Genomic DNA, 25659 nt, shown 5'->3' on the forward strand with positions numbered 1-25659 from the left:
AAATTGGCCTATTCCACTTATTCACCTATTCGTTTATGCAAGCGAAGCAGCTCCACCTCATCCTCAGTCAGCTCTCGATACGAGCCTTCAGGAAGTGTATCATCCAGCTTAAGTGGGCCCATCGACACTCGTTTTAAGTAAATGACCTTTTTGCCAACCGCTTCAAACATTCTTTTCACTTGGTGAAACTTACCTTCCATAATCGTGAGTGAAATGGTGGAAAAGATATCCTCTTCCCTCTGCTCTTTACTCAAGATATGAAGTTCCGCAGGCATCGTTATATATCCATCGTCTAATGTAACTCCAGTTGCAAAAAGCAGCTTATCCTCTTCTCCAACATTGCCGTGAACTTCGGCTTCGTACGTTTTTGCAACATGCTTTCGAGGGGAAAGCAGCTCATGCGCAAGCTGACCGTCATTTGTAAGAAGCAGTAACCCAACAGTATCCTTATCGAGTCTGCCTACTGGAAATGGTTCCAGCAAACGATCTTCCGGCTCCAGCAAATCAATCACTGTTCGCTCGCGACTGTCTTCAGTTGCCGATATGACACCCGCTGGCTTGTTCAACATGAGATACACAACATCCCGATATACGACAGGAGTACCTTCAAAAGCAACCTCTGCAAGCTCAGGATCGACAATTAATCCGCTATCCTTAATTACTCGGCCGTCAACAGAAACTTTTCCAAGCTTCACTGCTTTTTTGATTTCACTTCGTGTTCCTAGACCCATATGTGCTAACAGCTTGTCAATTCTTATTCGTTTCGCCATCTTACATCATTCTCCATCCTGCAGGTAACGCATTTTTGATCATGCCTCCAGCATATTTCCCCCAACCTATTGGAAACCCGTCCGTACATATAAGTACAAATCCTTTAGCCGGAGCATCTGCTTGTATCGATAATTCAGATTCCTCTATAAATAAAGTTTCTCCTTTTAAAAAACGCAGCGTCTGCGGATCGTCCGAATTCCAATTAACCGATCTGACTGCTTCATTCCGCTTTAGTCCCATCGCTAATGGGTGAGACGGTTCAAACCGATCACGCACAGCTTCTCCTAAATACCAGCCCGCTCTTACAACACGAAGTCCGTCTAGTGAAGGCAGTTGAGCGGGTTGAATATATACTCTAGAGCCGTATGCAACATATTTTCCCGGCCATGCTAATGCATCAACAACATACTCTTCAGCATATTGTCGCCATAATTGTACCGGATTTACCTCTTCCGCAATTGTCTTGCTGTTATCTTCTTTACCTTGTGTTTTATTCCGTTTTCCAGACTGCTTGTCCATGCCGATATTTTTCCAAGCATCGGCCGTCTGTCGCTTGCCTCCTCTTCGTTCATCACCTGGACGTTGACGCTTTAAACTTCCACCATTTGAATTCGTTGCACTCGAATTATCTGGTCTTGATTTTATATTCATACTCTTATTTGACCTATCTTCCTTACGCACGGAAGGGTTAGTCTCTTTATTAGCAAAACCTGCTTCTTCAAGCTCCTGATTACGTTCACCATCACGCCTTAGCACAGCTGCATAATGGCCCTCTCCTTCAATTCGATGCGGCCATAGCCTAACAGTTCCGTCTAGGCTCTTTAGTTGCTCACCAGTCAGTTGTCCATTATCATCAGCCAAATCAGATCGGCCAGCCGTCCAACCATAGAGGTGCGGCACAGCTTCTATGTGAAACTCCAAATTCTCTGCTAAGAAGGCAGCAATTTGAATTTCATTTTCTTCCGGAGAAAAAGTACAGGTTGAGTAAACTATTTTCCCACCAGGCGCAAGCATGGATGCCGCATGCCGCAAAATATCCTTCTGCATGACAGAGCATCGCTCGATTGAATGCTTCTCCCATTCCGCGATCATCGATTCATCCTTACGGAACATTCCCTCTCCAGAGCAAGGTGCGTCAACAAGAATGCGATCAAACCATTCCTTAAATACAGGAGCAAGCTTTGCCGGCTCCTCATTTAATACAATCGCGTTACGAATACCGGCGAGTTCTACATTTTTCACTAATGCTTTCGTTCGTTCCTTCGCGTTATCATTCGTTACAAGTACACCGATTCCTTGCAGCTTCCCAGCAATTTGAGTCGATTTACCGCCAGGAGCTGCGCACAGATCAAGTACGCGTTGACCTGGTCTTACGTCTAACAGCTCTACAGGCGCCATTGCACTAGGCTCCTGAATATAATAGATGCCTGCATGATAATGCGGATGCTTTCCTGGTCGCTCACCCTCTTTATAATACAAGCCGTCCTCGGTCCAAGGGATTGGTCTGACATCATCACCCATCGGTGATAGATCTCTCCACTGCTCCACACTAAGCTTTAATCGATTTATCCGAAGGCCATATACGCGCGGTGCATCATAGGACGCCATAAAATTGTCAAACTCATTACCTAACAGCTTCTCCATCTTGTCTGTGAAATTACGCGGCAAATTGCCGCTCATCCTGATTTCCTCCTGCCAATTATCTTCTATCTGTCACACTTACATTTGTATAGTACTTTGTTATATAATAAAATACAGTAAGGACTTGCTGCAATAATAATGTCTTATAAATTTGATTCGGAGGTAGGCACGCAAATGAAAAAGAAAAATAAGTTCAAGATGATTTATGTGTACATCGGAATTATTGTCATTTTATTCGGAGCTATATTTGTATTGAATAAAAATGAACCTGTTAACGCCTTGTATGACAAGCCAGTCTCTGAAATGAATCCAGAAACACGCAAGCTGCTTGACGATCCTAATTACCAGAATATCATATTACCGGCTGAATTGGACAAGAAGGTCGCCGATAAAGAAGACTTCTTCGTCTACTTTTTCGCATCCGACTGCTCTCATTGCAAAAATACAACGCCTCAACTTATGCCGCTTGTGGATGAGCTAGGCATCGATTTTCCGCAATTCAACTTACGAGAATTCCCAGAATACTTCAACAAGTATAATGTAGAATTCACGCCAACACTGGCTTACTTCAAGGATGGCGTTCAAGTTGAGACATTGGAAGGCGGCCTTGCAGCAGAAGGTACCACACAAGGGTATACGCTGGATGATTTCAGAGCATTCTTCAACAAATATTCAGGAGCTGAGGCAAAATGATGAAGCGTCAGCGCCAAACTACAGAGATCGAAGGGCAAGCTGCCGCTGAAGTTCGCAGCTCACGAATTCGCGGAATCATGTATGCTATGCTGCTTGCATTCGCGTTCATAACACTGCTAACAGCTTGCGGCATGTCTGACGGTGATAAGGACGGCGCTGAGCATATGCACGGCTCTGAAACCTGGCAGAAAACAGCTTCTTACGATGAGCTTCCAGGATTTCTTTCCGATTATACACCTTATACTAGCGAGCTGTACGCCGCTGTTCATGATCATGCCGATATTATGAGCGGCATTAATTGTTATTGCGGCTGTATGGACGGTTTAGCTGTCGAAACTCCGCATGATTCTCTGCTGCGATGTTATATTGCAGAGCATCCTGCCGATGAAGGCAGCGTAACTTGGACCAATCATAGTACGAGCTGCGGTATTTGCAAGAAGGAAATGGAGCAGGTTGTCGCTTTAAGCAAACAAGGCAAGACAGCTGATGAAATACGCGTCGCCATCGACGCCGCTTTTAAGCCTAAGAAAATCAGCAGTTAGTCTTGCCTGAATAATCAGTTCTCACCCTTTTAACCTCAACAAATTAATAAAAAAACCTCCAGACGCATAAGGCTGGAGGTTTTTTCGCCTATATAATCCTACTAATCGTTAACCGCTAAAGGAATCAAAATGCTGGTTTATATATTTTGACTTCCTTTTTTCGCCTTGTTAATAGCCGCTTGTATATCGAGTGACAGCTGACTTAGCCCGTGTATGTCTTCTTTCTCGAACAGCTCATTAAATTTCATTTGGAACTGTGCCGCTTCACGCACACGATTATAAAAGTATAAATCTTGAATACAGCTAAGCACTTTTGACACGACGTTGGATTGCTCTTCAAACTCCGTCTGTGCATCCAAAATTTCTTTGCGAATGCTTGTCATTTCCGTGTCGAGCTGCGACGCCGCTTCGGCCGCTTTTTTCAATCGATCGCGTACATCCTCTGGCAAGCTCTCTTTAAATTTATAATTTAAGGAATGCTCAATCGTCGCCCAAAAATTCATCGCTAGTGTACGAATTTGGATTTCCGCCAATACTTTTTTATAGCCTAATGCCGTTTGAACCGGGTATTCCACGATCATATGGAAGCTGCGGTATCCGCTATCTTTAAAATTTGTAATATAGTCCTTCTCATATACAAGCACTAAATCTCTACGGGTACGTATCAAACCAGCCACGCGATGTATATCATCGACAAATTGGCACATAATTCGAATGCCTGCAATATCCTCAATTCCGACATCCAACCGATCTGGAGCAACATTAAGGCGCTTTGCCTTCTCCAGAATGCTAGAAATACGCTTTACCCGGCCGGTGACAAACTCTATCGGTGCATAAGATTCTCTTGTTTTCAGTTCAACCCGCATTGTTTTAAACTTCACTTTCAGTTCTTCAACGGCTTGCTCATAAGGCTGTAAAAAAAGATTCCAGTCTCTACCGTCCATCCGGCCGCCTCCTGTTCTAATGATGCTCTGCCCCTACTGCCTCCGCAATATTTCGGTAGCCATCTTTACGCAAACATTCCTTCAATCCGCTCGCCAATTCGCGGAACACTCCTGGTCCTTTATAAATAAGCGCTGTATAAATTTCAACCAAAGAAGCTCCTGCGCGAATTTTATCGTATGCATCCTGTGCTGTGAAAATGCCGCCAGATCCAATGATCGGCAGCTTCCCGCCTGTCTGCCGATAAACTGCACGAATAACATCCGTAGAACGGTCTCGCATTGGCTTGCCACTTAATCCGCCCGCTTCGCTTGCGTTTGCATGCTGAAGACCCTTTCGTGATAACGTAGTATTCGTTGCAATAATACCCGATACTCCGCTATCCATTATAGTTGCAACTGTGAGCTCGAGCTGCTCGTCCGTCATATCAGGTGCTATCTTAACGAGTACAGGCTTCGTTTCAGCTCCTAACTTCGCCGCTTGAATGCTCATTTCCTTTTTTACCGCACGAAGTAATGTCCGCAATTCTTCCCCATGCTGCAGATCACGCAAATCGGGTGTATTCGGAGAGCTTATATTCACAACAAAAAAATCTCCATATGTATATAATTCTCGAATACAGGCTTGATAATCCTCGTGAGCCTTTTCGTTCGGCGTTATTTTGTTTTTGCCAATATTAACAGCAATCGGAATACGGCTTATTTTGCGCTTAGCAAGCTTCTCTGCCATCGCTTGCGCACCTTCATTATTGAAGCCCATTCGATTGATAAGGGCTTCATCCGATGGAAGGCGGAATAATCTTGGTAGTTCATTTCCAGCCTGTCCTTTTGGAGTAACTGTGCCAACCTCGGCAAATCCCAGACCTATACTTGAAAACCCGTCTACTGCATTTGCATTTTTATCAAGACCTGCGGCTAAACCAACAGGGTGAGGGAACTGCAGTCCAAATAGCTCTGTCGCAAGCTCAGGCGACTTCTTTACGCCGTACATAGCGTTCATTATTCCGTTCATACCGGGTACCCGTCCGCCGATGGTTAAACCGTCAATAACTAGGTGATGTGCCTTCTCAGGGTCTAACTTGAAAAATATAGGCTTTAAAAATGATGTATAGAGCACTTAGTCACTCCGTTCTAAGATATATGTTCTATCTGACATTTTAACTTTTTTGAAACAAAAAGAAAAGAGCTTGCAGCTCATATGCAAGCATCCGTTATATTGCAGCTTATGTAGAAAACGATTACAATGAAACTAGCATATACATAACTTTAAAAATAGAGAGGTTGATTCGCAATGAGTTCACCAAAAAGAAAACCCGCAACAATGAAAGTAAAGCCAAAAGAAGAGGTCAATAAAAAAGCCTTGATCTGGATTGGTGTTGTAGTTGCAGTTATTGTTATTACAGTTGCAGTTCTCTTGATTGTCGGTTCGTAGTTAGATCATTATAACCATTTATATACTTTTGCGGGATTAGTTTCGTTATGTCTCGGCTCTAGCTGGAAACGTTCAGCTGGAGCAGGAGAATCTAACGGGAGCGTCCCGTTTTTTATTTTTACTATCGTTCCGAGCGGAATCATATCGTATAACTCCTCTACATCTTCCTTTTTCATTCGAATGCAGCCTAACGATTCGTTTTTACCCATACTATCAGGCTCATCCGTTCCATGAATTGCGTATAGAGTGTTAGACAAGGTCATCCCTCTGCTTCCAAAAATCCCGTTGTCGCTCCCATTCGGATTTCTGACCTTTTCACTTATATAGAAGTTGCCTTCTGGGGTTTCTTCTCCCCCCAATCCCACCTTATAGCTGCGCACTATGATATTGCCTTGTATGACCGCTAGCTTATGCGTCGCTTTGTCCACAATAACCTCAAGTGGTTTACTCCATTGCTGCTCTAATAATCCATTAGTCCCTATTAGCTGACTCTTTGACTGCTTTTCCTGATGAGCTTTATCATTCGTCTGTTCAGACTTTCCCTCAACCTCTTTGGACTGGACAGTCTTCAGCTTGGTCAGCATTTTATCGAACATCGTCCTCATCCCCTGTTTCTCCCCCGACAACACATTATCCGGATAAGGACGTATAAGATCATCAAGCTTCTGAGGCCACTTTCCATACTTCCTCTCATAGTGCTGCAGCGCGCTGGAAAGCGTCCAATGCAGCTCCTGCTGCTTGCTCCACTCAAGGAACTGCTCACCTATCCTCTCCCTATCTGAAGGCTCACAGTCGCAAATACCCCGATCGTACATCGTAACTAGCTGCTCACTGCTCGTATCCTGCTTCTGTACAGCCATAATAAATTTATTTTTGCCTGTCCATTTACGCCAGCCTGCTTCTTCCTCCATACGAACTGCTAAAGTAACCAACGGAGCTTCCCTCCCCGCGCTCATTAGAGTATCCCATACCCTTCCGATTGGACGAAGCTCCTTCTGAGGTACGAATACGACACCAAATGGAGAAGCATCATCTATTATTTCTGGAATTGACTGCTGCGTCTCTTTATTGTATAAGGCTCCATTCGCAGGTATAAAAAAAGCAATAAACAATAAAAGTAAAGCTAAAGCTCTTGTTCTTCCCGCTAATTTCTTTTTCTTTTGATCTTTATCCCAAGCCTTCAGCATTTGCAACTGATACTCCGCAATCGGGTGACTTTCTTGTTCGAAGGCATCATAGACGTCCCCTGCTTGAATAAAGCAATAATTCGCCTTGCCTTCTTTTCCCGCGAGCAAGTACTGCTTCCCAAGCAAATACCAGCCCATTTGATTATCGGGATGCTGCTTCACGAATTGCTTCAAATAAAATATATCCTCTGGCGAGTCCATCCTTATCCCCCCTGCGACAGCTATATTTCTTTTATCGGCAGAAGACGCGTTTCATTTTATCGAACGTTTCTTAGTGGATGAACAAGCAAAAAAAGTCCTCCTCCATCGCGTGTGCGAAAAGAGAAGGACCTATACTCAATAACGTAAATTAAAAGTTAAATGGCTCGTCTGCAATTTTAATGGAGTCTGTCGGGCAACCGTCAGCCGCATCCTGCAAATCATCATACAAATCTTCTGGAATTTCTGTATTCCCTTTATTGCCATCAGCCTTGTATATAACCTCAGCAATGCCCTCATCATCATAATCATAAATGTCAGGAGCAGTAGCTCCGCAAGCTCCACAAGCGATGCACGTATCTTTTTCTACCCAAGTAAACTTACCCATGGAAATTCCCTCCTAAAATAAATGTATCGAATAATACATTCTCTGATCATTCTACATAATAAACATTCACTCATCAATATATAACATACTATCATCCTTTTGCAAGGATGTCCCGCGAATTCGTTTATTCCTAATTAAGGTAGATGGATCATCACCAAGCATTCCCGCTGTCAAAACAGCATCTTCCCCAAACTTATCCCGCAATAGATCCATTGCTTTCGTTAACGCTTCTTTACGAGGCTGCTGCTCATAGCTGAATAAGTCCAATTGCAGGCCGGTTTCATCTAATAACGATAAATTTTGCAAAGTTACACCAAGCAAACGAATGGATTCCCCAGACTTCCAATGTTTGTCATAAAGCCTGCATGCTTCTCTATAAATATCATCCGTTGACTGCGTTGGCGCATCCATCGTATGTGACCGCGCAATGGTCGTCATATCCGGTTTACGAATTGTAATTTGCACCGTCGTAGTAACAAGCTTCTGCCGTCTCAGCCTTCGACCAGTCTGATCTGATAAATTGAGCAGTACGCGATGGACGTCCTCTTGTTTTGTAATATCACTTGGAAGCGTTGTAGTATGACCAATTGACTTATTGCGCTCTCTATTCGGATTAACAATCGAGTGATCAATACCGTATGCTGCCGATTTCATCCAAGAACCGACAACACCAAATTGCTTGATGAGCACCGATTCATCAGTCTCTGCTAATTGTCCAATCGTGTGAATGTTAAGCTTCTGGAGCTTAACAGCCGTTTTCTGGCCGATACCAAACAACGTATCACAAGGCTTATCCCATAAAACCTTTTTCACATCACGAATTCGCAATACTGTCAGACCGTTTGGCTTCTTCATGTCAGACGCCATCTTAGCAAGCAGTTTATTAGGCGCTAAGCCTATGGAACAGGGCAGTGACCACTCCGACTGAATACGCTGCTGCAGCATCGCGGCGATTTCCAGCGGCGATCCAAACATTTTGGATCCTGTAATATCCATATAACATTCATCAATCGAAACTGCCTCCACCAGTGGGGTGAACTGCCTTGCAATTGCCATGAATCCTTGCGAATATTTACGGTACAAATCAAAGTCTGGCTTGATCAAAATAAGGTCTGGGCATATTTTCAAAGCTTGATGAACAGTCATACCCGTCTTTATGCCTAGCCTTCTAGCTGTATAAGAGCTGGTGACCAAAATCCCTTTGCGTTGCTCAACACTTCCCGATACAGCAGTTGGCCTATCCTTATATTTCTCTGGCTGCTCCGCTTCATGCACGGAGCAGTAAAAAGCATTCATATCTAAATGAATGATGACACGGCCTTTGGCTGGGTAATGCTCATTCACATTTATCATAACAGCAACTAACACCGCCTATTCACTTCAAGCGTAAACAGCTATCGCCGTCCTTGCGGCAAAAGCGTTAACTATAAAAAAACTATATAAGATCAACCACCCCCAGCATACAATTCCAATTGGCTTAAGTCAACGAAGTCARGGCGTAATGAAGAGTAAAGAAACCTATACTTTCCTTCACTGTAAAAACTCGTATCCGAGCAAAATATAATTAGATTTATTACTTTCATTCTTTTAAATTTTCCTTTACGACAACAAAAAATGTAGTTCCCCTCTCTACTTTCGCTTCATTAAGTGTTATAATATTAAATTATGATTTGTATAGGTAATCAGTGAAGGAGGCGTCCCGATAATGACAACAAACATTTCAATATTTGATACGACGCTGCGTGACGGTACTCAAGGTGAAGGAATTAGCCTATCAGCGGATGACAAACTAAAAATTGCCCAGAAGCTTGATTTGCTTGGGGTTCACTATATTGAAGGCGGCAATCCGGGAAGCAACAGTAAAGATATTGAGTTTTTCCAGAGAGTCAAGACATTGAACCTGAATGCCAAGATAACCGCCTTCGGCAGCACACGACGTAAGAACAGTCTTGCGGAGCATGATGCAAGCCTTGTTCGTATCGCTGAATCTGGCGTTCCGGCGGCTACACTAGTCGGGAAGTCATGGGATTTCCATGTACATACTGCCCTGCAAACAACGCTTGAAGAGAACTTGGCAATGATTTACGATTCCGTTGCTTTCTTAAGGCACAACGGCATGGAAGCTTTGTTCGATGCGGAGCATTTTTTCGACGGCTACAAGAACAACCCGGAATATGCGTTATCCGTTCTAAAGAAAGCTCAGGATGCAGGTGCAAACTGGCTTGTGCTTTGCGACACAAACGGCGGCACTATGCCAGGCGAAATAAGTGAGATTGTAGCTCGTATCTCGCAGGAGTTAACAACGCCAATCGGCATTCACACACACAATGACTGCGAGCTCGCTGTTGCGAATACTTTAGCGGCGGTACAAGCTGGGGTCCGTCAAGTACAAGGAACGATTAACGGGTATGGCGAACGCTGCGGCAACGCTAATCTTTGCTCCATCATTCCAAATCTCCAAATCAAAATGAACTATAACTGCTTGCCTGATGATAAACTTCGTTCCCTTACAGGAACAGCACGTTTTGTAAGCGAAATCGCAAATGTACATATGCCTGTCGGCCAAGCTTTTGTCGGCAACGCTGCTTTCGCGCACAAAGGCGGTATTCACGTATCCGCAATCATGAAGGATTCAAAAACATACGAGCATATCCAACCTGAGCTTGTCGGCAATAAACAGCGGATTCTCGTGTCAGAGCTGGCTGGACAAAGCAATATTATTTCCAAAGCGCAGGAGCTCGGTCTTGACATTAACGCCAATAACGAGAAAACGAAGCTTATCATGGATCGAATTAAAGAGCTCGAGCATCAAGGCTATCAATTCGAAGGTGCTGACGCATCTTTGGAATTGCTGCTTCGGGAAGCATTTGGTGAAACGAAGGAGATTTTCAAGGTCGATTCCTTTAAAATGCTCGTCGAAAAAACAAATGGACAAATGGTTTCAGAAGCTATCGTTAAGATTACCGTCGGCGGTCAACAAGTGTACACCGTCGCTGAAGGTAATGGGCCCGTTAATGCACTTGATAACGCGCTGCGCAAAGCACTCGTACAATTTTACCCTAAGATTGAAGGCATACATTTATCCGATTATAAGGTTCGAGTTATTGACGAGAAAGACGCTACAGCTGCCAAAGTACGCGTACTCATTGAATCAACCGGACTAGACAACACATGGAGTACAGTCGGTGTCTCCAGCAATGTCATTGAAGCAAGCTGGGAAGCGCTCGTTGACAGCATTCGGTACGCACTACTTAATATGGTTAAGGTGGACAGCGGTCTTACTGATACACAGGATCGAATCGGTCTTATCAATCACTAAATTGAAAAAGGGTTGCGTTGCCTCATTTTGAATGGCAACGCAACCCTTTTCTTTCATTCCTGCTACATCCACTTCTTAATTAATCGTTCCCATTCCTCATAAGGAATGACACCGTTAATACGTTCACGTATTACACCTTCACCATCAATCAAAAAAGTAGTGGGGAATGTATCCACTTTGTATTGCTTCGTCACATCACCCACACGGTCCATTAAGATCGGAAACGTAAATTCATGCTCTACAACAAACTCGCGGGCAGAACGCTCCTTATCATATTTCGTAGCGTTTATTCCATACATCTGCATAGTTTCTCCGTATTTTTCATGCAACTGCTGCAAATCAGGAGCTTCCAGCTCACAAGGCCCACACCAGGACGCCCAGAAATTGACGAACATCAACTTCCCCTGCTTGTCTCCAACCTTATAGCTTTTGTCCTCTAGATCCGGAAGTTCAAAAGTCAAAGCTTGATAATCAGCTTTTGGTTTGAAGTCTCCTGAGGATGCTGCTGAAGTGACGGTCTTAGGATCATCACTCATATATTGATAAACAGCTAATCCGGCAAATACAAATGCAATCGTAAACAGCGTAAAGACGCGCTTCATAGCAATCCTTCTTTCCGAAACAAATTCAACTGCATATATGTTATCATGCACCGTTTACAAGCTCAAGGCACAGAGCCATAAAGCCTTAAATCCGTCACTTTTGCTTTTGATATGAGGAGTTCTCAAATCAACACCGCTATACAGCCTTTATTACCATATATCTATTCTAGGTATACGTAGATTTGTTTATACCCCTTATGTGAAGTTATAATAAACCAAGATCCGCAATACCTACTTCAGGGGCGATTTCATGAAAGCTAATCTAACAAGAGCCATCATAACCAAGCAAGCTTATAACATGCTAATCCAACTGAGCTTAGCTGAAATGCCCTACGAAGCCTGTGGCATATTGATCAGCAGCCATTCACACCCATCTGATCCTAACGGCGGCATCGGCACATCTGGCTCCCTTATAATTGATATTGTCATTCCAGTTCGAAATACTCATATCAACCCGACACAATCATTTTCCTTCGATCCTGCTGAGTGGACGCGTATTTATTTTGAAATACAAAAAAACCGACAATCGCTTGTCGGCTTATTCCATTCTCACCCAAAGACAGATGCAATTCCATCTACAAGTGACTTAGCTGGTTTTTTGCCAGCTTCCAATCTATCTTACTGGATCATCTCGCTCAAAAATCCATCTAATCCAGATGTTCAGCCTTACTTTCGAGAGGGCAATATATTCGTTCCGCTTCAACTAGTGTTTGCTTAAGTAAGCATATAAATCACCAAGCGTTATAATATTCCTCTCCATAATACGGGCTAAATAGTTCTTCCACAATTTCGCCGTCATAATAGAATCATGCAGCGCGTGATGACGTTCCGTAATCGGTATTCCACAGCTCTCGAGCAACTCATCCAGACTATACCCTTCTCGCTTAGGCTCTAACCACTTCGCTACCATCATCATATCCAATATTCTATGATTCAAGCTAACCTTCGAAGTTCTCCACAGCGCAGCATGAAGGAACTGTTTATCATGTCCGGCAGCATGTGCAATAAGCAAGCGCCTGCCAACAAACTCCATGAAGTCGTGAAGCACCTGCATCAAATCAGGAGCATCCTGAACCATCTCATTCGTAATGCCTGTCAATTCAATGATTGCTCTTGGAATTCGTCGCTTTGGATTAACTAAGCTATAGAAAGACTCACTCTCAATCAACTCTCCCCCGCGAAAAATGACAGCCCCAAAAGAAATAATCTCATCGCCATTATTGGGATAAAAACCTGTCGTCTCTAAGTCAAATACGACAACTTCAAGCTCCTTAAGGGGTGTATCGATCACGGACTGCTTCCGCTGCTCTCGATTCACATTACGAATAAACGCCATTTGCTGTGCATTGGGCGAGCCTAGTATTGAGGCGATGGCAGGCGTAACTCCCCCCATTTTGTAAAGGTTCCACATACGGCCGACGCCTTTTTGTTCTTTCATCGAAGTACCACCGCCTTACGTAAGCCTGCCCATTGTTTGCTTGAATACCGCACGTTGCAGCTTCTTGCCTAGTCGCAGACTGCTTTTTAACTCATCGGTCAATTCTTTCGTAAGCTTATTACTCGCAAGCTTGCCGTTGTTTGCATACAAGCCTTCTTCCCTCTGCTCCGTCGTCATAAGCCTCAGACGCAGAAACAATCGAAAAGCTTGCTCATAAATCGCCGCATCTCCCGCGGACATTTTACCAAGCTGAACAAGTCGCCTAATCCGTTCCAGCGTTGAAGTTTCCCGAATACCCGTTTGAATGGAAAACAGACGAATAGCGTTCACCATTGGAATATAAGCTCCATATTTAATGTCTAAGCTGCCCGCATCCTCACCGTATTGCTCCTTCAATAATTGACCAAATATTCCTAACAGCACTTTATGCCTCATTGTATTTTCAAGCATACGACGCACAATAATCGAATGATTAAGCGTATCGGTAAAAAAGAGATCCTTCAGCGAATCCATGAGCTGCTTTTCTCCATAAATACAGCGCCCGTCTGCAACGATTAACAGATAACGAACGGCCTCCCAAGTTGGCTCCTCGAACCAAGCGTTCAACTTCGCACTCCACGCTGATAATGATAAGCACCATTCCGAATTATCACTAAGCACATTACCTTCACATCGCGGGTAGCCTACTTTTTCTAAATAATTGACAATATGCTTACACAATTCCATAAAATATTTCTGAACTTCCTCCGGATCAGACACTGGATCCTCATAGACAACTCCGCTGTCTTGATCACTAGACAATGTCTGCTCTTCCCGCCCACCGCTGCCAAACAATATATACGCATAAGGCACGGGAGGAGAACCCCTCCCCATCCGTGCCATATCCGCTTCTCCGAGGATAATCGCGCGATTAATGACCGCGTCATAGACCTCATTCAATTGTTCATTAAATTGTTCAACCGGATGCGAGCACAGAAGAGCTTCCATATGTTCGTGTGCTTGATCCCGCAAGCTGCGCAACCCTTCAACATGATCAGTTGAACTAATCTGCTTCAGTAACTGCAACCGTACCGGATCACTCATGCTAAGCGCTCTCCCCTCGGTCACTCCATTATTGTCAGATTAATTAGCTTTGCAAGTTTTGTCCAGACTTTTTCATTTGCTCTGGATAGCCGTAAGTACCATGCTCGCTTAGATCAAGACCAACAATTTCTTGTTCTTCCGTTACGCGGAAGCCCATAACAAGTTTCATAAGTCCTAGAATTAGGAACGACGCTGCGAGTACAAATGCACCTACTACAACTACAGATTCAAATTGCACCCATAATTGCTTCCAGCTGCCAGTATCGATCAAACCACCAGTACCTACACCCACTTTGTCAGCCAAAGCTTGTGTTGCAAAAATACCATTAGCAAGAGTACCCCAAATACCTGCAGCTCCGTGAACGGACATTGCGTAGATTGGATCATCGACTCTAATTTTCTCAAAAAACTTCGTGCTGTAGAATACAAGCACTCCAGCTACTAGACCGATAACAACCGCTGCCCATGGATCAACGAATGCACAAGACGCCGTGATGGCAACAAGACCTGCCAGTGTACCGTTTAGCATGGTTGTAATATCAGCTTTACCTGATACTGCCCAGGAAATAAGCAGCGCTGCAACTCCACCCGCACCTGCTCCAAGCATCGTATTAAATGCTACATATCCGAAGAATCCGTCACCGATCATTACTGTGGAGCCAGCGTTGAAACCAAACCAACCCACCCATAAGAGTAAAACGGATAGTGCTGTAAACACTTGGTTATGCCCTAAAATTTCGTTTGCTGAGCCATCTTTATTAAATCTGCCAATACGAGGTTTAAGCAGCACTGTTGCCGCAAAAGCTGCAAGTGCACCTGTTAAATGAACGACAGTGGAGCCTGCGAAATCTTGTGCACCGTCTTTAGCAAGCCATCCTCCGCCCCAGATCCAGTGAGCAACTGTAGGATAAATAATAGCTACGAAAAATACCGTAAATACAATGTAAGACGAAAGCTTTGCGCGTTCTGCGAAGCCACCCCATGCGATGGAAAGCGAAACTGCCGCGAATGCTAATTGGAATAAGAAGTGAATCGAACTCGGCAAGCCATTTTCTACAGAAGTACGTGCTGGATCGAAGAAGAAGTTGCCCCAGCCAAAAAATGCATGATCACCGCTAAATGAGAAGCCGTAACCGAAAGCCCAATAGATAAGTACAGCTAAGCCTGTAGTGAAAATTGTTTTACCTGCTACATGGCCTGCGTTTTTCATTCGAGTAGAGCCGGCTTCCAGAAGAATAAATCCAGCTTGCATAAGTAGAACTAAGATAAAAGATAGCATAACCCAAAGCGCGTCCAGACCCATGTTCAAAGTTGCATTTGATGGATCCTCTGCGAATACCATTGTAGGGAACAAAAGTGTCAAACCACATAAACCTAACATCGTTTTCTTGAACATCACGACCACTCCCTATATGTTATATTATCTAACACATTGCGAAAGACTTAATGTCATTATAGTCAATAATGTTTGATTTGACAATACATTTTCATAATTTTTTCAAAAAAAAATCTAACGTTCGGCATGAAATCTAACACGAACGTTAAGATTTTTGATAATTCATACATCAATATGCTATCCACAAGGACACAACCTTCGCATTTTAGCTTTTCTAAACGATTTTGTCCCAATTCTCATAAAACACTCGCTTTCTAGTAACATAGTCATGTATGACGTTTGACTGTATGGTTACTTCCTATTATCATGAGTAGTATAGAGATATTTTTTCTTATAATGTAAGTTAGTATTTGTTATGGAAGGAAGGTGATCGGATGGAGAATATATTAATGTATCGAATCGGGGAGCTTTCTAAGCTTGCATCGATTAATCCAAGGACAATTGATTATTACACCTCACTTGGTTTAATTGCACCAGCTACGCGTTCTGACAAGAACTATCGATTATATGCACATGAAACTTTGGTACGCTTGGAACGTATTGAAGAGATGAAAAAAGATAAATATACATTAGATGAGATTAAGGCTCAATTGAACAGCTGGAGCAAATTAACCCAAGAGGAGCAACTTTCTCGTAAGCTGACGGATTTACAGCTTCATCTAAGTCAGCTTGAGCGTGAAGTGAAGGAATTAGAGCCCGTTATCCAAAACTTGAAGCCACGCCAAGCCAATCATTTATATACGCGTCTAATGCCTCAAACGGCTGCTTGTATCGAGGCTATCATGCTGCTCATTAACAAAGGGAATCTAATGTAACGATTACACCATAATGGAGGAATGATTCGATGATTATTATTTACGCTCTTACTATACTGGCATTCATACTAACGATTTGGGCACAATTTCGAGTCAAGGGTACATTCAATAAATGGACAAAGGTCGAAGCAAACAGTGGTCTAACTGGCTACGAAGCAGCGAGAAGAATGCTCGACTCTAATGGGCTGCACGATATACAAATCGAACCGGTACGAGGTACACTGACTGACCATTACGACCCCATTCACCGGGTAGTGCGTTTATCGGAGCCTGTGTATTACCAAAAATCAATATCCGCCATTTCCGTTGCTTGTCACGAGATCGGTCATGCCATTCAACATGCTGAGCATTATCCCATGCTTGTGCTGCGTCATCGCATTTTCCCAGTCGTCAATTTCGCATCGGGCATAGCCCCTTTCTTATTTATCGGTGGTTTTTTATTCTCTGCTGTAAATCTAATCGGTCTAGGCGTTATTTTCTTCTCAGTAGCGGTAGCATTTCAGTTGATTACACTTCCTGTCGAGTTTAACGCTAGCAATCGCGCACGTGACTTGATGATATCTGAAGGATTCATTACTAATAATGAAGAACGCGGCGTAGCTAAGGTACTGAATGCAGCAGCTTTAACTTACGTTGCAGCAGCCCTCTTATCCTTACTCGAGCTAATTCGATACATTATGATTTTTTTAAACAATCGAGATTAATGCACAACCGTTGCAAAAAGCAAAGAAAGAGCAGCTCCGACCGGTCAGTAATCGACCAATCGGAGCTGCTCTTTCTATTATGAGCGATTACTTCATTCGATCCTGAAAGTAACGAATCAAGAAACCATGGAATACTTTGGCTACCAATGGCAGCTTCTCGTTAGAACGTTGTATAAGTCCTATTGTGCGCGTTACATGAGGATTAGTTACACGAACTTTTGCCGGTTGCAAAGGCCCTGTATAATGCAGTGCCATTTCTGGCAGCAAACTTACACCCATTCCCGCAGCAACTAATCCACGGATCGTATCAGTCTCCTCACCTTCAAAACCAATTTTCGGTGTAAAACCAGCCTCTCGACAAGCTTCCCACACAATAGGTCTCAATGAGTAGCCTTCGCTGAACAATACAAACGTCTCATTTTCCAATTCATTTAATTCAATGGATTCTTTCAAAGATAAGTGATGTCCAGGAGGCAATATGGCATATAACTCCTCTGTCAAAACCACTTCGCCGCAGACAAATTCATGATCATCCGGAAACGGAGATATAAACGCCAGATCAATCTCGCCTTTAACCATATCTCTAATAAGCGATGGATACATCCCTTGCTTGAATCTAAACTTTACATTTGGATGCTGCTTGCGGAATGCGGCAACTACCTGCGGAATCAATGAGGTGCCTAAGCTATGCGGAAATCCAAGTCTAATCTCACCCTTCTCAGGATCAAGAAATTCATGGATCTCAATCACCGCGCGCTCTAAATCAGACAAAATGACTTCAGCCCTCTTGAGAAATAGCTGACCAACAGGTGTTAGCTGAAGATTTCTACCCTTCTGAGCAAATAACTTAACACCAAGCTCTTCCTCGAGCTGATGAATTTGGCGACTAACCGCCGATTGTGCAACATGCAGTTCTTCCGCAGCCTTTGTTACATGTTCTTTCCTTGCAACTCTAACAAAATAATAAAGCTGACGAAGTTCCATAACGGTTCGTTTCTCTCCCGTCGACAAGTAGTTTTAGTTTCGATACCGTTGCTTCCGTACATTACTTCGTTCAAGTATGCTGTAAAGCAAGAAGCCAGCAATACCCCCCCCTATATGCGCCCATACCCCAATACCTGGCACAACAAAGGAATAGATAACACCAAAAATCAAAATCGTATATACCGTTTTACGCGAGCCCTCATCAAGCCGCGACTTTCTGAATAACGAAAGATACAGATAGGCACCGTAAATGCCATAGATAGCCCCTGAGGCTCCCACACCTATATTCCAAGAAGGATCATGCCCTATCACATTTACTAAAGCACTCATTGCATTGCCTGCTACGCCACATAGTAAATAAAAAATCGCATATTTCAGAGATCTCATTAACCGCTCCAGAGGTGGAGCAAACACGAGTAAAGCAAACATATTATAGAGAATATGATCTATACCACTGTGCATAAACATCGAAGTTATATATCTCCATGGCTGGAACATTCCATAAGGGTCTTCTGGCCACTTCGTAACAAAAGCCCCAAATTCTACCAAATGCCCTGTATTGTTTGAACTGCCATTCCAAACGATTACAATATAATAAGCGATATTCAAGGCTATCAACGCAGACGTCACTGGATACAGCCGCAAATATGAGCGAAAACTTTCATATCTTAAGAAGATCATTAAATTGCCCCCTATTTTTTCCCCTCAACAATTGGACAATGTCATTTCATTACGATTATAATTAATCTGGTATCGACCAATCAAATAAGAGGAGGAAGTTTACACATGACACAAGAACGTAATGGTGCTGCCACTTTTAAAGGCAACCCAATCACATTAGTTGGACCTGAATTGAAAGTTGGAGACCAAGCTCCGGATTTCAATTTGAACAAATCACTGCTGGAAACCGCTTCTTTGAAAGATTACTCCGGTAAAGTTAAATTAATTAGTGTAGTACCTTCTATCGACACTGGCGTATGTGATGCACAAACTCGCCGTTTCAATGAAGCTGCTGGAGCACTAGGAGATAACGTCGTTATCCTTACTGTAAGTGTAGACACGCCATTCGCACAAGCACGCTGGTGCGGTGCTGCCGGTATCGACAAGGTAGTCTTGCTTTCTGATTACAAAGCACATAGCTTCGGAGAATCTTATGGCGTGTATATCAAAGAATTCGGTCTTGATCATCGCGCGATCTTTGTACTTGATGCTGACGATAAGATTCAATATATTGAATACTTAACTGAAATGACAGAGCATCCTAACTATGAGCAAGCGATAAACGCTGCCCAGGCGCTCGTATAATTCCCTAATTCCAGAACCTTAATACTCTAATATTGCAAACAAAGCGAGTGAAGGACATCCTTCCTCGCTTTGTTTATTTATTCGAATCACACTTTGAATGCCGCAAGCTTCTTATCGAGCGTACGATAGAGGTCCAAAATCACTCTGTAGTTAGATCCAAGATCCCCAAGCGAGCCGCGTGATGCAGAGTAGATATCAACCGCTGACTGTAATGGTGTAACACTTATGACGGATACAGTAATGTCCATCGTTCTTCCAAATGCGGTACGCTTCTCAAGCACAATTTCTCCAACTGATTGAACCTCGTGCAATATCTTATAGCCTTGAATCTTCTTAAGAGTCGAAACCACTTCATCCCAAGCTTTCTCTCTAGACAGCTTGTAGAAATGCGATTTGAGCATTGGATCCTTAGCCCTGTCTCCAGTCTGTTCGTGACTGCGCAGCAACCCGATCAAGGTCCGCTTCAACACCAACGATCTCCCCCTCCGGAATCTATGTACATTACTCTATATGATACCATGATTTGTCCCATGAAAAAAGAGCATTTACTGGATTTAACCAGTAAATGCTCTTGATTATAAAATAAGTACCCGCCTATGCCGTCCGACTCACATGTTTCTGAACCCGCTTACGCAGGTGGGTGACCGCAGAACCGCTTTTGAGATCCCCTTTCGGGGGCATGTCAGCTACGTTTCGATTTTGGTCTCCCGTGAAACAGCCATTGGTTCAAAACAGCGTAAAGCCGCAACGAACATCGCAGGAGGTATAGTTATTATAGACTGAACATCAAGAAAAGTAAACTTATGTTCGCAGTTATTTATTGGAGTTGCTCGAATCGCTTTTCACTAAATCGATTCGGTCTATTTCAGCAGCTTGTTCTGCTTGCTCCGCTTCTTCTTCCTCAGCTAAACGAGCTTTCTCTGCTTGATCCTGGAGTTTCGTATAAATTAAATGGAAGTTCCAGAATGCTAGATAAGCAATTATACTGCCCATGAAGAATGGAATTAGAAAAGTAAACTTCGTACTAAAATATACGACCGCTCCACTCATTAAAGCGGTTGATAAAGAACGGAAAGGTTTACCTATTGTAATAAGCAAAGCATTTTTAAGCAATTGAAACGTTTTCATATGATAGTGGACAAGCATAGAGAAAAAATTAAACAGCGATACGATTAACAGTACTAGAAAGGCGATGAAAATGTATGATAATAAGTTTAATTGTTCACGATAAACAATAAAATCTACGACCATGATGGCTAGCAGTACCGTGTAAAGCAATCCGCCTATCATACTCTGTTTATAGTTTTCCTTATAACCTTTGAAAAACGTCTTAAACAAAGATACATCCGTTTCTCCCATTACCCATTTACGAGCAACTGCAAACATTGCTGCAGTAGCTGGAAACAAAGTAAATGGAGCGACAATTGCCATAATAATAAGTGTCATGTATATCTGACTGAGTATTTGCGCATCCGTACCGGTGCCGCCAGAAAGCAACAAAGTTGCACCAAAGAATACGAATGGCACAGAACAAATCAACCACAAAACATTAATTACTGCTAATCGCATTATCCACTCGGAAATACGGTAAAACCCACCCATTAGCCCTCTTGGTTCCATCTGATCTGCCTCCAGTATAGTAAGATTACGCCCACCAGACTAGCTTGCAAAGATTATATAACCGTCTGCATGAACAGCGCAGACTGCGATGTATTCATTCTCTGCAGGTTCCATTCTCGTTATGTCTGTATTTCTTGTTATTATAAGTAGGTCTGCATCTTACTAGTTAACAGATTTAGTTAACGGATAAAATAAAAGAACCGAAGAGGCCCGGATGCCCGTAAGGCATCACGGACTTCCTCGGTTTATTTGTTAATTATTCGAGAATCCGTCAGTGGAACTCTTAGGACGGCTGCTGCTGCTGCGTCCTTCACTGCTTCTCTTGCCGCCATATCCGCCGCTGCTGCCGCCGCTTGCGCCGCGTGATTCGTACCCGCCGCGTGAGCTGCCGCCAGTGCTGCTGCCGCTGCTACGGCGGTCATCGCGTCCGCGATATCCGCCGCCGCTGCTGCTACCACCAGTGCTGCTGCTGCGGTTGCCGCCGTATGAAGAAGAGCCGCCGCTGCGATTGAATGGACGTCCACTCGAACGTACGTCCGGTCTACGTTTCTTCGCACGAAGTGGATCTTCAGGAGTCAATTCGATTTCAACATTTTTCTTCTCGCCTGTCAGCAATTTAATAGCTGCCGATAGCAAGTGCACGGAGTCGTATTGCTCCAGCAATTGAATGGAAATCGCTTTGTATTCTGAGAACTCTTCATTTTGTACAACTTCGAGCAAACGTTCAGCCGTTATGCGTTGCTTGCCTTCAATGGCCTCAGCAATGCTTGGAAGCGGCTTGCGGTTCATTTTCTGGCGAGTAATTTTCTCGATGAAATGAAGGTGATCCGTTTCACGAGGCGTTACGAAAGACCAAGCTGTACCTTCTTTACCTGCGCGGCCAGTACGACCGATACGGTGAACATAGCTTTCAGGATCTTGCGGAAGGTCAAAGTTGATAACATGTGTTACGCCGGAAACATCTAGACCACGTGCAGCAACGTCTGTTGCTACCAATACATCAATGCTGCCGTCACGGAATTTACGCATTACGCTGTCACGTTGGTTCTGCGACAAATCACCATGCAAGCCATCAGCTGTGTAACCACGTTTTTGAAGCGCTTCGCTTAGCTCATCAACCCGACGCTTAGTACGGCCGAAGATAATAGCTAGCTCAGGTGATTCCATGTCGAGCAAACGGCTAAGAGCTTCAAACTTCTGACGCTCATGCACTTCGATATAGAATTGTTCGATAAGCGGTGCAGTAATCTCTTTAGGCATAACTGAGATGTGCTGCGGATTTTTCAGAAATTGCTGAGCAAGCTTCTGAATGTTAATCGGCATAGTAGCGGAGAACAGCATCGTGTGACGCTCTTCAGGCACTTGCTTTAGGATAGATTGAATATCTTCCATGAAACCCATGTCAAGCATTTCATCCGCTTCATCCAAGATAACAGTTTGTACATCTTCAAGACGAATCGTCTTACGGTTGATGTGATCAAGCAAACGCCCTGGTGTACCAATAATAATTTGCGGCTTCTTTTTCAATGCACGGATCTGACGGCCAATTTCTTGTCCACCATAGATTGGCAAGGAACGAATTCCTTTAAAACGTGATAGCTTCCCAATTTCCTCAGCCACTTGAATAGCGAGTTCACGGGTTGGCGTCATTATTAATGCGACAATGCGTTCCTCGCTTGTCGGAATTTTGTTAATGAGCGGAATTCCGAATGCCGCTGTCTTTCCTGTACCCGTTTGTGCTTGGCCGATTAAATCTGTTCCGTCCATAGCAATAGGGATCGCTTTGTCTTGGATCGGGGTGGATTCCTCGAAACCAAGTTCGGTAATTGCTTGTAACACTTTTGGTTCCAAGCCAAATTCAGCAAATGTTTTCAAACTTTTCTCAAACTCCTTTTATCTGCAACTTACTTAAGAATATCTAAAACATTATAGCACAGAATCATTCGTGAATACCAGCAATGCAATTAAAGCCATACTACTCATGACAAAATGAACCAATCTTTACAACTCAGATTGCATTGGAGCGATTAATTTGAACCCCTACTCACAGCGGTATTTGATCACATTGCCCATCATGACAGCAGGTGCTTTTCTGGTGGCACTTGGTTTCAATTTGTTCCTCATTCCACATCAGCTGTTAGCCGGCGGCATTTCCGGTATTTCCATGATGATCGGATATATTACCGGAGGAAACATAGCGACTTTATTCTTTGTTTTAAACTTACCTGTCCTTATTTGGGGCTGGTTCGTAGTAGGTCACCGTTTTATTGTTTGGAGCATCTATTCGGTAATAGCATCTACCTTGTTCCTTCAGTTCATTCCTGTAATTAAAATTGCTGATGACATTGTGCTTGGAGCTGTATTCGGCGGAATTATTATAGGGTTCGGCAGCGGGTTAACACTCCGTTTTGGCGGTTCAACCGGCGGATTCGATATTATCGCATCTATAGTGACCCGGAGACGGGACTTACCGATTGGCATGATTATTTTCTTATTGAATGGAATTGTCATCGCTGTTCTTATCCTGTATTTGAAAAACTGGAATGCTGCTTTGTACTCATTAGTAGCCATTTTCTCTGCAGGAAAAATAATAGATCTCGTGCATGTTAGACATAATAAAGTAACAGCATTCATCATTACGACTAAAACGGAAGAACTCCTCTCTAAACTTCTCACACACCCTAGAGGAATTACGATAATCAAAACACGAGGAGCATACTCCTCTAGCGAGCGCGATATGCTAATGACTGTTAGAACACGATACGAATTAGCCGATCTAAGTAAAACAATTATATCCATCGATCCAAAAGCTTTCATCAACATCGTTGAGACCGTAGGTGTAATCGGCGACTTTTCAAAACCTAAGGAATAGCTAGATACGGCAAACATGGATTTTATAGGGTGTCCCTATGTTTTTGAAAACGATCCTGCTATAATAAGTCTATCCCGTAGTTTTGGTTTCTTGCCATATGATTTCCCCTTAACAATATGATGGAAGGGTGATGCTCAATGGATATGGAAACGGTCAAATTGTCACAAATTGTAGAAAAGCTTGTCCCAGAGCTTAGTCCTTTTCTTACGAAACACGAAAGGGACATTAGCATCGTGCTTCGCGACGGTCTTGCTTTACTAGAGCCTGCTGACGCAATGGAAATTGTACAGCACAGCATTTGCACTCAGCAAAGAGAAGCTTTATTACAGTGACAATATCAGGGATATACCGATTACCCTTGCGCCAGTCGAGACTAATTCGACTGGCTTTTTGTACGATTTCAAAAATAAATGATGACCCAGTCACGCAATCTGTCTTATAATCTGTTATGAATAGCTTACTGGGGAGTGGTCAAAATGGACATCATTATTTCGACAATACTGCTGCTATGTAACTTGCTCACTGGTAGCGGAGGAGACAGTGCGGCAGCTAAACAGCTTGCGATTTCATACGTGAATGCCGCAGCCGGTCAAACCATTATACAACCAACTTCAGCCTCACGAAGCGATGTTGGCGAAGGAGCTAATGGGGCTTCATCTATTAAGAAAGATCCGCAGCCGAACGCGCCAATCGTCAAAGGCATCTATGTAACGGCACATAGCGCCGGCGGTGCTCGAATGGAGTCATTATTGAAATTGCTGGATGACACAGAGCTTAACAGTATGGTTATCGATATCAAGGATGATAACGGTTACATTACATACCCTACTACGACACCTGAATTATTGGAAATTGGCACACCAAAAAAGTACATTCGTGATATCAGTGAGCTTATGTCTACACTCAAAAAGCATAGTATTTATCCGATTGCGCGTCTTGTTGTTTTCAAGGATACCGTCCTTGCGTTAAAACAACCAGAATTATCGTTTCTCAAACCTGACGGCACAGTGTGGAAAAATGGACGCGGTGAAAGCTTCGTAAATCCATACCGTAAAGAGGTTTGGGATTATAACATTGCTGTAGCGAAGGAAGCAGCAATGCTTGGCTTCAAAGAAATCCAATTCGATTATGTACGTTTCCCGGAAGGATTCGAGAACAAAGCAGCATCGCTAACCTTTAACACAACAGAATTAAGCCGCGTCGATGCGATTGCCGGCTTCGTCGAATACGCGAGAGAGCAGCTCGAGCCACTTGGTGTCCGCGTATCCGTGGACATATTCGGCTATGCGGCATCCGTCCCTACTGCAGAGGGAATTGGTCAAGATTTCGTCAAAATATCGAATAATGTTCACGTTATTTCACCGATGATTTACCCGAGTCATTATAGTACGGGATGGTTTAAGCAGAAAGCCCCTGACTTAAGCCCTTACGAAACAATCAAAGGAGCAATGACTGACACTCATAAGAAGCTGGATCCTACAGGTGATTTCAAACCCATTATCCGTCCTTGGATTCAGGACTTCACTGCAAGTTGGCTAGGTAAAGGTCATTTCACTAAATATGGAAAAACCGAGGTTGAAGCGCAAATCAAAGCTTTAAACGACACAAACGTTTTTGAGTATTTATTGTGGAACGCCGGTAACAAATACACAGCTGATGTCACATATAAGTAACTAGCATTAACAACAAAAAAACCGTCTGCACTCGCTTATAGCGCGAGTCTGGACG

27 protein-coding genes and 1 other RNA gene are annotated in these 25659 nt (G+C 43.4%); 11 read left to right on the top strand and 17 right to left on the bottom strand.

Translation table 11 applies throughout. From position 1 onward, the window contains the following. Nucleotides 1–17: 17 nt before the first annotated feature. Both AC1DWN_RS00830 and AC1DWN_RS00835 read right to left on the bottom strand, forming a co-directional pair. On the bottom strand, nucleotides 18–770 hold the full coding sequence (locus tag AC1DWN_RS00830) for a pseudouridine synthase (RefSeq protein ID WP_477557054.1): 753 nt from the start codon (nucleotides 768–770) through the stop codon (nucleotides 18–20). A gap of 1 nt (nucleotide 771) precedes the next feature. Continuing rightward, a complete protein-coding gene (locus AC1DWN_RS00835) occupies nucleotides 772–2451 on the bottom strand; it encodes an RsmB/NOP family class I SAM-dependent RNA methyltransferase (protein WP_477557055.1) in 1680 nt (559 codons plus the stop codon). Between the two features lie 135 nt (nucleotides 2452–2586). Between AC1DWN_RS00835 and AC1DWN_RS00840 the strand changes: the two genes are divergently transcribed. Beyond that, on the top strand, nucleotides 2587–3105 hold the full coding sequence (locus AC1DWN_RS00840) for a thioredoxin family protein (RefSeq protein ID WP_477557056.1): 519 nt from the start codon (nucleotides 2587–2589) through the stop codon (nucleotides 3103–3105). Next, on the top strand, nucleotides 3102–3647 hold the full coding sequence (locus AC1DWN_RS00845; RefSeq protein WP_477557057.1) for a PCYCGC motif-containing (lipo)protein: 546 nt from the start codon (nucleotides 3102–3104) through the stop codon (nucleotides 3645–3647). The genes AC1DWN_RS00840 and AC1DWN_RS00845 overlap by 4 nt, the downstream gene beginning before the upstream one ends. 137 nt (nucleotides 3648–3784) lie before the next feature. On the opposite strand, the gene yjbM is transcribed toward AC1DWN_RS00845, so the two are convergent. Together yjbM and AC1DWN_RS00855 are read right to left on the bottom strand one after the other, a co-directional pair. Then, complete coding sequence (yjbM, locus tag AC1DWN_RS00850; RefSeq protein WP_477557058.1) at nucleotides 3785–4591, bottom strand: GTP diphosphokinase; 807 nt, start codon at nucleotides 4589–4591, stop codon at nucleotides 3785–3787. A 16-nt stretch (nucleotides 4592–4607) separates the two neighbouring features. Further along, entirely contained in the window at nucleotides 4608–5705 is a 1098-nt protein-coding gene (locus tag AC1DWN_RS00855; protein ID WP_477557059.1) for a quinone-dependent dihydroorotate dehydrogenase, read from the bottom strand. A 174-nt stretch (nucleotides 5706–5879) separates the two neighbouring features. Here AC1DWN_RS00855 and AC1DWN_RS00860 point away from each other — a divergent pair, with 174 nt between their 5' ends. Beyond that, entirely contained in the window at nucleotides 5880–6020 is a 141-nt protein-coding gene (locus tag AC1DWN_RS00860) for a hypothetical protein (RefSeq protein WP_477557060.1), read from the top strand. Nucleotides 6021–6028: 8 nt separating this feature from the next. On the opposite strand, the gene AC1DWN_RS00865 is transcribed toward AC1DWN_RS00860, so the two are convergent. From AC1DWN_RS00865 to AC1DWN_RS00875, 3 genes are all read right to left on the bottom strand, one after another. Beyond that, the gene (locus AC1DWN_RS00865) at nucleotides 6029–7408 is read right to left on the bottom strand and encodes a L,D-transpeptidase (RefSeq protein ID WP_477557061.1); all 1380 of its coding nucleotides are present in this window, start codon (nucleotides 7406–7408) and stop codon (nucleotides 6029–6031) included. A 148-nt stretch (nucleotides 7409–7556) separates the two neighbouring features. Next, nucleotides 7557–7793 (bottom strand): 4Fe-4S domain-containing protein, encoded by a 237-nt coding sequence (locus AC1DWN_RS00870; RefSeq protein ID WP_475809482.1) that lies wholly within the window; start codon nucleotides 7791–7793, stop codon nucleotides 7557–7559. Nucleotides 7794–7859: 66 nt separating this feature from the next. Next, complete coding sequence (locus tag AC1DWN_RS00875; RefSeq protein WP_477557062.1) at nucleotides 7860–9146, bottom strand: DNA polymerase IV; 1287 nt, start codon at nucleotides 9144–9146, stop codon at nucleotides 7860–7862. A 352-nt stretch (nucleotides 9147–9498) separates the two neighbouring features. On the opposite strand from AC1DWN_RS00875, the gene cimA reads away from it, so the two are divergent. Further along, entirely contained in the window at nucleotides 9499–11112 is a 1614-nt protein-coding gene (gene cimA, locus AC1DWN_RS00880; RefSeq protein ID WP_477557063.1) for a citramalate synthase, read from the top strand. A 62-nt stretch (nucleotides 11113–11174) separates the two neighbouring features. Here the strand turns inward: cimA and AC1DWN_RS00885 are convergent, their stop codons facing one another. Beyond that, entirely contained in the window at nucleotides 11175–11714 is a 540-nt protein-coding gene (locus AC1DWN_RS00885) for a TlpA family protein disulfide reductase (protein ID WP_477557064.1), read from the bottom strand. A gap of 250 nt (nucleotides 11715–11964) precedes the next feature. On the opposite strand from AC1DWN_RS00885, the gene AC1DWN_RS00890 reads away from it, so the two are divergent. Further along, nucleotides 11965–12432 carry a M67 family metallopeptidase gene (locus tag AC1DWN_RS00890; protein WP_477557065.1) on the top strand — a complete coding sequence of 156 codons (468 nt, stop codon included), beginning with the start codon at nucleotides 11965–11967 and terminating at the stop codon, nucleotides 12430–12432. Here the strand turns inward: AC1DWN_RS00890 and AC1DWN_RS00895 are convergent. Genes AC1DWN_RS00895 through AC1DWN_RS00905 form a run of 3 tightly spaced genes read right to left on the bottom strand, consistent with a single transcriptional unit; the run spans nucleotide 12418 to nucleotide 15631 of the window. Beyond that, nucleotides 12418–13152, bottom strand: a complete 735-nt coding sequence (locus tag AC1DWN_RS00895) for an exonuclease domain-containing protein (protein WP_477557066.1) — start codon at nucleotides 13150–13152, stop codon at nucleotides 12418–12420. The genes AC1DWN_RS00890 and AC1DWN_RS00895 overlap by 15 nt on opposite strands. Nucleotides 13153–13167: 15 nt before the next feature. After that, nucleotides 13168–14235, bottom strand: a complete 1068-nt coding sequence (locus tag AC1DWN_RS00900) for a DUF294 nucleotidyltransferase-like domain-containing protein (protein WP_477557067.1) — start codon at nucleotides 14233–14235, stop codon at nucleotides 13168–13170. 43 nt (nucleotides 14236–14278) lie between these two features. Then, the gene (locus AC1DWN_RS00905; RefSeq protein WP_477557068.1) at nucleotides 14279–15631 is read right to left on the bottom strand and encodes an ammonium transporter; all 1353 of its coding nucleotides are present in this window, start codon (nucleotides 15629–15631) and stop codon (nucleotides 14279–14281) included. Between the two features lie 374 nt (nucleotides 15632–16005). Between AC1DWN_RS00905 and AC1DWN_RS00910 the strand changes: the two genes are divergently transcribed. Next, nucleotides 16006–16446, top strand: coding sequence for a MerR family transcriptional regulator (locus AC1DWN_RS00910; protein WP_477557069.1), 441 nt, complete (start codon nucleotides 16006–16008; stop codon nucleotides 16444–16446). Between the two features lie 29 nt (nucleotides 16447–16475). Further along, nucleotides 16476–17150, top strand: coding sequence for a zinc metallopeptidase (locus AC1DWN_RS00915; RefSeq protein ID WP_477557070.1), 675 nt, complete (start codon nucleotides 16476–16478; stop codon nucleotides 17148–17150). A gap of 87 nt (nucleotides 17151–17237) precedes the next feature. Here AC1DWN_RS00915 and gltC read toward each other — a convergent pair whose 3' ends face one another. After that, on the bottom strand, nucleotides 17238–18134 hold the full coding sequence (gene gltC, locus AC1DWN_RS00920; RefSeq protein ID WP_477557071.1) for a glutamate biosynthesis transcriptional regulator GltC: 897 nt from the start codon (nucleotides 18132–18134) through the stop codon (nucleotides 17238–17240). Nucleotides 18135–18167: 33 nt separating this feature from the next. Then, the gene (locus AC1DWN_RS00925) at nucleotides 18168–18815 is read right to left on the bottom strand and encodes a rhomboid family intramembrane serine protease (RefSeq protein ID WP_477557072.1); all 648 of its coding nucleotides are present in this window, start codon (nucleotides 18813–18815) and stop codon (nucleotides 18168–18170) included. Nucleotides 18816–18920: 105 nt separating this feature from the next. Here AC1DWN_RS00925 and tpx point away from each other — a divergent pair, with 105 nt between their 5' ends. Beyond that, complete coding sequence (gene tpx, locus AC1DWN_RS00930) at nucleotides 18921–19439, top strand: thiol peroxidase (RefSeq protein WP_477557073.1); 519 nt, start codon at nucleotides 18921–18923, stop codon at nucleotides 19437–19439. 86 nt (nucleotides 19440–19525) lie between these two features. Here the strand turns inward: tpx and AC1DWN_RS00935 are convergent, their stop codons facing one another. The 4 genes from AC1DWN_RS00935 to cshA form a co-directional block, all read right to left on the bottom strand. Beyond that, complete coding sequence (locus AC1DWN_RS00935; RefSeq protein ID WP_477557074.1) at nucleotides 19526–19909, bottom strand: DUF1499 domain-containing protein; 384 nt, start codon at nucleotides 19907–19909, stop codon at nucleotides 19526–19528. Nucleotides 19910–20022: 113 nt separating this feature from the next. Beyond that, nucleotides 20023–20205, bottom strand: a non-coding RNA gene (gene ssrS, locus AC1DWN_RS00940) — 6S RNA. A 47-nt stretch (nucleotides 20206–20252) separates the two neighbouring features. Next, on the bottom strand, nucleotides 20253–21059 hold the full coding sequence (locus AC1DWN_RS00945) for a YesL family protein (protein ID WP_477557075.1): 807 nt from the start codon (nucleotides 21057–21059) through the stop codon (nucleotides 20253–20255). A gap of 252 nt (nucleotides 21060–21311) precedes the next feature. After that, entirely contained in the window at nucleotides 21312–22934 is a 1623-nt protein-coding gene (gene cshA, locus AC1DWN_RS00950) for a degradosome RNA helicase CshA (protein WP_477557076.1), read from the bottom strand. A gap of 199 nt (nucleotides 22935–23133) precedes the next feature. On the opposite strand from cshA, the gene AC1DWN_RS00955 reads away from it, so the two are divergent. From AC1DWN_RS00955 to AC1DWN_RS00965, 3 genes are all read left to right on the top strand, one after another. Next, nucleotides 23134–23931 carry a YitT family protein gene (locus tag AC1DWN_RS00955; protein WP_477557094.1) on the top strand — a complete coding sequence of 266 codons (798 nt, stop codon included), beginning with the start codon at nucleotides 23134–23136 and terminating at the stop codon, nucleotides 23929–23931. Between the two features lie 137 nt (nucleotides 23932–24068). Beyond that, a complete protein-coding gene (locus AC1DWN_RS00960; RefSeq protein ID WP_477557077.1) occupies nucleotides 24069–24263 on the top strand; it encodes a hypothetical protein in 195 nt (64 codons plus the stop codon). Between the two features lie 144 nt (nucleotides 24264–24407). Continuing rightward, nucleotides 24408–25604: a putative glycoside hydrolase gene (locus AC1DWN_RS00965; protein ID WP_477557078.1), complete on the top strand. Its 1197-nt coding sequence runs from the start codon at nucleotides 24408–24410 to the stop codon at nucleotides 25602–25604. Nucleotides 25605–25659 lie beyond the last annotated feature (55 nt).

This window comes from Paenibacillus sp. P4_A7, from assembly GCF_056402455.1.